This window comes from Streptomyces sp. NPDC111802 (genome assembly GCF_055634335.1).
Genome location: NZ_JBVKCZ010000113.1, coordinates 1 through 8,043, shown reverse-complemented (window position 1 = coordinate 8,043; position 8,043 = coordinate 1). Strand labels below are relative to the sequence as shown.

The window sequence follows — 8,043 nt, the reverse complement described above, 5'->3', positions numbered from 1 at the left end:
CCGACACGCGAACCTGCCGGACCAACGCCCCCGACAGGAACGAACACGACATCACGGGCGCACGATCAACCGCTCGGCGTCGTGAAACAACGAGGTTGGGTGCGATTCCCCTCGGCTACCCGACCCCCGCCCCCTCAACTTGATAACGCCTTACAGTTCCAAAGCGTGAGAAGGGCAGCAAGTTGTTCTGCGGCGAGCAGAGTTGGATAGCGGTCCTTGATCCAGTCGGGGCGGTGCAGGACACGGGCGACTGCAGCTTGGATGTCGAGTTCGATCTGCTTTGCGAGGCCCTCTGTGGAGGGAGTCGGAAATGCCTGGAAGCTGTATGCCCAGGCAGCACAGGAGTATGCGAGGGCGCTGCGGCACGGCCCAGGGGCCGTGCCGAACAGACTGCGCAGCAGGGTGAAGGCGGTGCCTCCGATAGGGGCCTCGTGGAGCATTGCAGCGATGTCCTGTTCGGCGCCTTGAGCCTGCCGTCTGATGCGCTCGGACAACTCTTTTAGCGCGCGGTCGAGGAGTGTCTGATCCGGGCTGGAGCTTGCCAGGGTGACGGGATCGAACAGGATCCGGGCGGTTGCAGGGCTAGCGATTTTGAGCTCGACCACTGCCTTTTCGATCGTGTTGTCGGTGGTTGTTGCGAGGTGCGCGGCTCGGGCTCCGGCCTCGTGTCCGTAGAAGGCGGCGACGATCCCGGACAGCCCAAGGGAACGTCTGGGATCTAACGGGTGGCCGGGGCGCATACCGTGTACGCAGCGGTCGGTGAGCAATCGGGCCGCCGAGGCGAGCAGGCCGCAAGAGTCCAGCAGATTGGCTGCGATAACCGTCTCCCAGACATTGAGGTCCGGATCGGCTGCGGCCATCGCGGCCGTCACCGCCTGGTCATTGCCGCGGATCTGGAAGCCCATCTGGATCACAGTCTCGGGGATGATCGGGTTGACCTTGCCGGGCATGATCGAGGACCCGTCCTGAACGGCGGGGAGGACCAGTTCGCCGAAGCCGCCGCGTGGCCCCGAGGCCAGCAGCCTGAAATCCTGAGCGATCTTCGCGAGCTGGACAGCAGCGTTCTTGATCGCCGCGGCGACCCGCAAGTGGTCGCCGTGCTGCAGCTGAGACAGGGGTGCGAGGTGGGGACGAACTGGCAGCCCCGTCACCTTGCGGAGGTGCCGGTGGACAGCGTCGACGAATCCCGGGGCAGCGCCCGTTCCGGTTCCCACGGCCGTTGCGCCGAGCGGTACTGAGAGGCATTCGGCCGCGATTGTGTACAGGTCGGTACCGCAGCGGGTAATGGTCTGTGCGTATCCGGCAAAGGTCTGGCCGAAGGTGACAGGCAGTGCCTCACGCAGGCAGGTACGGGCCGTTCGTGTTGTCTGGCCGTGGGCTGTGGCCCAGGAGCGAAGGCTTTCGGCGAAGGAATCCAGGGCTTGTGCAGCGGTAGTCAGCTTGGTGTGCAGGGCTAGGTTGAGCGCGGTTGGCAGGGTGTCGTTGGTCGATTGGCAGGCGTTGACATCGTCAAGCGGGTCGACTGGTCTCCCCAGTAGTTCGGCTGCCCGCTGGGCCAGCAGCTCGTTGAGATTCATATTGAGGCCAATGCCGCCCCCGCCCGTGAGCAGGCCGGCCGTGAGCAGGGTGTTATACCGTCCCTCAGCCACTTCGTCAGCAGCCGTCACGATTGCGTCGGCGAGATCCCGTCCGAGCACGCCGGCGTCGGCGTTCGCGAGCGCGGCCGCCTTCTTGACCTGCGCGTAGGCGGCGGTCAACGCGGGTTCGCCTCCCCATGGGCGTCCCACCGTGGGCAGCCATGGGGGCGATGCCGCACTCTGTGCTTGGGTCACGGGGCGAAGGTCGCGACGGCGACCAGCTCGGGTCCTGTGAGATCTGACGGGCGCAGTGCGAGGTTGTCGTAGATGCCGGTTACGCTGAAGCCAGCGTTAGTGAGAAAGGTTCTCAACTCTGCGGGAAAGAACTGGCGCAACACCACATAGTCGTCTTCCTCAGTGCCGTCGGCGAACGTCCAGTGCCGTCGGCGAGTGAGGAGCTGGGAGTCACGGTCGAGGCTGTACTGAGCGTGGCCGGTTGCCTTCACCGTTGCAGTTTCAATTCTGAAGTGATGTCGGAGGGTGTCCCAGGCATAGCCATTCACTGTCTCCAGTAGGAGGCGAGTCCCCGGGACGGAATGCGCGGCAAGGCGCATGAGCGCCTTAGCGATGTCTGCGGAATCGTGCAGATTGGACAAAGGGAAGCCGAAGCTGATGATCAGGTCGAAGGCAGTGGCAAGGTCGAAGGTCCGCATGTCTGCCACTACAAAAGTGGGTCCGGTATGCGCCTTGGACGCGTAATCGACCATCTCGGGCTGAAAATCGATGCCAGTACAGTGGTGTCCGTCAGCGGAAAGACTCGCGAGGTCTAGTCCGGTACCACAGCCGACGTCGAGAATCCGAACCGGCGGAGATCCGGAGCCGATCACCCTGCGGGTACAGCTCAGATAAGAGCGTTCAGGACCATGGAAGACCGCTTCGTAGAGCTGCGGATTGCGGTACAGGTAGTTCCGGGTAGCGGTGCCGAATCGCTGGACGGCCTCCGGAACTCGCCGCCCCCGATGATCCGTCTCGGCTTTCACGATGTTGTTCACCATACTACTCTCCAACTTTTCTGGTAGCGCCTTACATCCCTGGGACGCGAGGTTCGATGCACTGACGACTTATCTATCTGAGAAATCAGTCAGCGGTCTTTATTGGGTGGTGTGCCTGGTGTGAGCATGCCTCTTCTGTTGCGGCGATTATTTCCCGCGCCACCAGTCGGCTCCGGGGCGCGCCCAGAGGAAACCTGTCATTGCGGCAGCGACTAGGAATATTCCGCCAATGAAGAGGGAGCTCTTTTCAGTGGCGGTAGCGAGACTCAGCACGACACCAGCAGCTGCCCAGGTGCCGAGGAGTCGCCATAGCCGTGGCTTATTTTCGGCCTGCCGGTCGAGTTCTGCCTTCACTCGGCTGGCATAGGCATCGCCAGGGAGAATGCCTGAGGGCTCGGCGTTTTGTCGATCGACTGCGGAAGGTTTGGCTCTTGCTTTAGAGGCGGGGCCAAAATCCCTGGTCTGGGTGGCGGCGGGCGGCAGCGCCACGTGCCGGTCTGTTGCTCGCCGGTAGAGGTAGACAGGGATGGACAGGCCGACGATGCCCCAGCCGAGTGCCATCTCAGCCCAGCCCCAGCTCGGTCCCCCGACGAACAGCAGGATCATGTTCAGGCCGGCGAAGAACAGCGCCAGGAAAATCAGTGGCCTGGGTGCCCTGAAAGGCGGCCGCAGCCGGACGCTGTCTTTGCGTAGAAGCCAGCCAGCTGTCAGGTCAAAGACGGTGGTGAGCATGTACCCAACCGTTGAGGCTGCAAGGATGGCGATCGGGTTGCCCAGTGTCATGAGCAGCAGGTTTACACCAACATCGAACCCCATGGACCGGGTGGGCACTTGGTGCTTGTTCAGTTTCTGAAGGCCTTTGAAGGTGTACCCCTCGATGGAGGCTTGATACAAGGTGCGGGCGGAGCCCAGGATCGCCGTGTTAATGATGAGGATCAGCGATAGGACCAGCAGGGCGATGACCACGCTGGCACCAACACCAAATACGTTCTTGGCTAACGGCGCAAAGGCGACGGCTGGATCCTCCACGATGGTCTTCGAACCGACGACACCCAAAAGGACAATTGGGCCCAGGCCGTAGAAGAGGAGATTGAGGACTCCCGCAGCCAGGATGGCGCGGGGGGCATCCTTGCCCGGATTCCTGTATTCCGAGGTGTAGCAGATGGTTGTTTCGAATGCGTATGCACTCCACGCTGCCACAAACAAGCCCGCACAGAACATTTCGAATGTGTCCCAGCTGAGCCAGCTACTATTCGGCGGCTGAATCGGGGTGAGGTTGCCGATGTCAACCTTTCCCTGGACAAGCGGAACAATCAGTAGCAGTGCCAGAGGGACAAGGCTGATCACCCCGAGGATCTGCTGGATACGGGCGCTGTTTCTGATGCTAAAGTGGTTGACCCAGAATACGAGTACCAGTGCTGCGGCGCCGACGAGTGTGGCAACGGTCAGGCGGAAGGGGCCAAAGCTGGCTTTCCAGTCGGCGTTGGGGATCCACTGGGATGTGACGTAGTTGCCGATAAGGAGGGCACTAACCGCGAGCACGGGTGACCACGCAAACCAGTTGCCCCAGATGTTGAGAGGGGGAACGAACCGGTTACGCCGCCGCCAGGCCTCGGAACCGTACAGAGAGTGGCCGCCCGACTTGTGAGGGAATAGCCCGGCCATCTCCGCGAACACGAAGGCTTGCAGCAGTCCAATCGTCACAGACACGATCCATAAAAGTGGCGATACGGTCCCCGACAGTACGACGACGTAGCCAACTGAGAATACCAACAGGACCGGAACACCGAATGCGATCGAGAAGCCGTCGAACCAGGTTAGAGAACGGGATAGTCCCGCTGCCTCAGACAAAGTTCGGGGTGAGTCCATTCCGCTCTCGTGTACGGGACCAGACGGGACTCCGCTGGGTTCCCAGCTAGGCTCATTCAACGCATTCCTCCTTTGCGCGTGACACGGCAAGCGGATGATCCGAGTATTCTGGCGGTTGCCACGTGTAGCAAGGCATCGACTAGATTCAGCCCAATCAAATCCTGATGGGCTTACCCGAATCGAATAGCCACTTAGGCTTATGGGGCATTGTGTAGCCTCGGCTGAAATGTCTATAGGGGACCTGACGCAACCTGTGGCTATTCAGGCGCGGGTCGAAAGGCCACGACAGCGTTGTGTCCGCCGAAGCCGAAGGAGTTGTTCAATGCGAGTTCTACGCGCTGGTGGATGGCTTGCTTACGGACGGGCTGGATCGCGATGTCTGGCCCTTTCTGTTGAAGGTTGGCCGTCGGAGGTACGAGGCTGCGGGCGACAGTCAATGCGGTGAACGCGGCCTCCACTGCTCCGGCAGCTCCCAGCAGATGCCCAGTGACACCTTTGGTCGATGTCACCGAGGGACCCTGGGGCAGTACCCGGCTGATCACCATGCTTTCGATGGAATCGTTTAGCGGAGTGGAGGTCCCATGGGCGTTGACATGGTCTACCTCGGCTGGGTCGGCGCCAGCGTCGGCAAGGGCTGCGCGGATGGCAGCTTCTGCGCCACGGCCCTCCGGATGCGGCGCAACCGCGTGGTGGGCATCGCACGATGCCCCATAGCCCACGAGCAGCGCATACCCTGGCCGGCCGCGAGCGCGTGCATCCTCAGCGCGCTCCAAGACAAGGATCCCTGCTCCCTCTCCCATGACGAAGCCGTCGTGGTCCGTATCGAAGGGCCGGCACGCTCCCAACGGGTCGCCATTTCTACGTGACAGCGCGCCGATGCGCGCGAACGCAGCAACCAACAGGGGAGTGACAGCGGCATCGGCCGCACCGGCGAGAGCGATGTCGCAGAGACCAGAACGCAGCCAGCTCATCGCCGTGCCGATGGCCGTTATGCCTGATGCGCAGGCGGTGCTCACCTGCTGGCTGGGCCCGCGCGCGCTTACCGACAGGGCGATGTGCCCCGCCAGCATGTTGGGCAGGTACTTAGGCAGCATCATCGGCGACAGGCCCTCAGCACCGGCCTTCAAAAACCTACAGTGCTGTTCGTCGTAGGTACCGACGCCTCCGAATGCGCTCCCTACGGCGACGGCGACTCGCTCATGCCGCCATGCTTCGGGCGCGAGCTGGGCATCAGCCACCGCTTCGTGTGCCGCAACGAGCCCCATCTGTGTGCAGCGGTCGTAGCGCCAGGCCCGACTGGCACCCAACAGGGCGGCGGCGTTGAAGCCAGGGACACGGCAAGAGAAGGAGACGGGCAGGCCGTCCAGCTCGGGATCCGCAGCAGCAGTGGGCAACCCATCACACACACGCCGCCAGGATTCCTCGCGTCCTACGCCCGCCGGAGACACCAGCCCGATTCCGGTGACAGCGATAGCGGTCATCTCACCCGGCCGACTGCTTGCTGGTGATCACGGCGATTACCTGCCTCACCGTGGCGTCCACCGGGAGATCGTCATCGCGAATAGGGACTCCGCAGTGTTCCTGGAGCATGGCCAGAAATTCCGCGATGGCCAGCGAGTCCAGGTCTAGCGACTTCAGGGTGGCCTCAGGATGCAGGCTGACTTCGGGAACCTCGAATTTCTCCGTCAGGATCTGTACGGACGTGTCGTACAGGCTGTTCATGGCGATTCCTCCACCAGTATGGGAAGTGGGCATGAGAGTGAGTCAGTGATCACGCTCGCTCGGAGAACGGGAAACGGCTCAAGGCCAAGCGAAGCCAAGGCAGATACGGGCCGCATGGTATGACTGACTCGTGTTGGGTCATGGATGCGTCTTTCGGGGGCGATTAAATGAATCTCACTCGTCGCCCGGTTCCCGCCAGGCGGGAACCAGTGAAACTCCCGGGCTCACTTCGTATGGCCGGCGCAGAGCGAACCCCTTGAGCTCGTAGAGTCTGGCACTCCGCGGCGTTGACGCCTCGCCGTAGGTGGGAATTTTCGGATACGTGCTAAATTCATGGTTGAGCAAAGTTAATCCGACGCCCTCGCGACGGTATTCTGGCCGGACAGCCAGGAGCTCGCCGTACCAGTGATCTTTGTCGCGTGGGTGAACTCTGCGCGCGGCATTGAAGTACGCGAGCACATTCGCGGCAGCGTCCCCGCAGGCATCGTGCAGCTCTGTCATCGATGCCCACTCACCATCCGGGACGGCACAGGAGAGGCGTCCAAGCAGTACCCCCTTATCGTCAGCAAGGAATGCGTCCCCATCCTCCACCGTTTGCTCGGCCATCCACCGGAAAAGACCAGGGGAGAGCTGCGAATACCGCTCTGCAGTATCGAAAATCCATCGAAACAATGGGTCTTCGGAAAAGCCATCCACGAGGATTTCAGCCATCATCCCAACGTCCTCGCTCTTACCTTTGCGCACTGCCACCATCCCTTAGTCACTCCTTCCAAGAGAGCGCCTAATTATACGAATTTGACAGACCCTGGATTCCCGGAAGGGAACTCGGGCTCATCGGTCGGCCGGCGGGCGCCTTTCCATCACAGTCAACCCCAGCCACATGCCCCGCTTCTCATCCGTTCCGTAAGACGACACGCTTATTGCATCTAGCAGTTTCGGACAAGCTTCCTTACTGAATCAGTCCAGTCCGGCAAGAGGGGAGAGGAGCGCACGAGCTAAAAGGCGCGAACGCGTTGAAAGCAGTTGCGGCGGGTGGCGGTACGGCCGTCGGTGAACAGGCGGCAGCACGCCGTGACGCCCCTGCCTGCTCGGCGCGCGGTGACGCCGACGCCGGTGATGACGACCCGCCGATCGGACGCGCCAGCCATCAGGCCTTCCACTCGCGGAAACGGCAGACCATAGCGTCCGCGGGCGAGCGCCAGGCCGCCGGGCCACAAGTCTCAATGCACCGCTTGAGTCCTCGCTGATCGCGACGAACCAGGGACCGCTCATGGCGGCCTCGATGTCTGCCACGGCTTGGGCAGCGTGCGCGTCATGAGGCGCCCCTCCATGAGGAAGGTAGCTCGAATGCCCGCCAGCCCTGAGACCATCCAGCCCGCTGGATGAGAGGCCTCGGCCGGGCCTGGAAACCGCCACTCATCATCAGGACAGTTACAAGGGCTGCGATCTCCTCCTCTCTGGGATGACCGCGGACCACCTGCACGTCCCAGTCATGGCGGCGACAGCGAGGGGACCACCGCACAGCCATTCCCGTCACGATGAAGACTCCCATCGCCCAAAGCTCCGACAGACTCGCTTCCCACGCATGGAATTCCCGTCTAAGACTTGGCGGATTCACGCGCTGGGAGGCCATGCCAGGACATCGCATCAGTTCCCGCCCCGTATAGAGGGCTACAGCGGTAGATGCGAAGCACACGGTGCAAGCTTGCGCGTATGTGACCAACCTTCTGAGGGTCCCCTCGTACCGTGGAGTCCGTGATACCAGGGGAAGTAGAGGTTCATGGGGTCCAAGCAACAGAAGTACGACGCCGAGTTCCGTGAAG

General features: G+C 62.0%; 7 protein-coding genes. All 7 read right to left on the bottom strand.

From position 1 onward, the window contains the following. Positions 1–134: 134 nt before the first annotated feature. Entirely contained in the window at positions 135–1,757 is a 1,623-nt protein-coding gene (locus tag ACZ7NC_RS43630; RefSeq protein ID WP_471497586.1) for a lyase family protein, read from the bottom strand. Positions 1,758–1,828: 71 nt separating this feature from the next. Further along, complete coding sequence (locus tag ACZ7NC_RS43625) at positions 1,829–2,632, bottom strand: class I SAM-dependent methyltransferase (RefSeq protein ID WP_471497584.1); 804 nt, start codon at positions 2,630–2,632, stop codon at positions 1,829–1,831. A 144-nt stretch (positions 2,633–2,776) separates the two neighbouring features. Further along, positions 2,777–4,498 carry an APC family permease gene (locus tag ACZ7NC_RS43620; RefSeq protein ID WP_471497582.1) on the bottom strand — a complete coding sequence of 574 codons (1,722 nt, stop codon included), beginning with the start codon at positions 4,496–4,498 and terminating at the stop codon, positions 2,777–2,779. 257 nt (positions 4,499–4,755) lie between these two features. Continuing rightward, positions 4,756–5,979, bottom strand: a complete 1,224-nt coding sequence (locus ACZ7NC_RS43615) for a beta-ketoacyl-[acyl-carrier-protein] synthase family protein (protein WP_471497580.1) — start codon at positions 5,977–5,979, stop codon at positions 4,756–4,758. Between the two features lies 1 nt (position 5,980). Next, positions 5,981–6,220, bottom strand: a complete 240-nt coding sequence (locus tag ACZ7NC_RS43610; RefSeq protein WP_471497578.1) for an acyl carrier protein — start codon at positions 6,218–6,220, stop codon at positions 5,981–5,983. A gap of 174 nt (positions 6,221–6,394) precedes the next feature. Then, positions 6,395–6,973 (bottom strand): GNAT family N-acetyltransferase, encoded by a 579-nt coding sequence (locus tag ACZ7NC_RS43605; RefSeq protein ID WP_471497577.1) that lies wholly within the window; start codon positions 6,971–6,973, stop codon positions 6,395–6,397. A gap of 559 nt (positions 6,974–7,532) precedes the next feature. Beyond that, positions 7,533–7,748 carry an acyl-CoA carboxylase subunit epsilon gene (locus ACZ7NC_RS43600; protein WP_471497587.1) on the bottom strand — a complete coding sequence of 72 codons (216 nt, stop codon included), beginning with the start codon at positions 7,746–7,748 and terminating at the stop codon, positions 7,533–7,535. Positions 7,749–8,043: the final 295 nt, after the last annotated feature.

Coding starts and splice junctions, on each gene's coding strand:
- ACZ7NC_RS43600 (WP_471497587.1), bottom strand. CDS start 7,748: ATGGCTGTGCGGTGGTCCCCTCGCTGTCGCCGCCATGACTGGGACGTG.
- ACZ7NC_RS43605 (WP_471497577.1), bottom strand. CDS start 6,973: ATGGTGGCAGTGCGCAAAGGTAAGAGCGAGGACGTTGGGATGATGGCT.
- ACZ7NC_RS43615 (WP_471497580.1), bottom strand. CDS start 5,979: ATGACCGCTATCGCTGTCACCGGAATCGGGCTGGTGTCTCCGGCGGGC.
- ACZ7NC_RS43620 (WP_471497582.1), bottom strand. CDS start 4,498: ATGGACTCACCCCGAACTTTGTCTGAGGCAGCGGGACTATCCCGTTCT.
- ACZ7NC_RS43625 (WP_471497584.1), bottom strand. CDS start 2,632: ATGGTGAACAACATCGTGAAAGCCGAGACGGATCATCGGGGGCGGCGA.
- ACZ7NC_RS43610 (WP_471497578.1), bottom strand. CDS start 6,220: ATGAACAGCCTGTACGACACGTCCGTACAGATCCTGACGGAGAAATTC.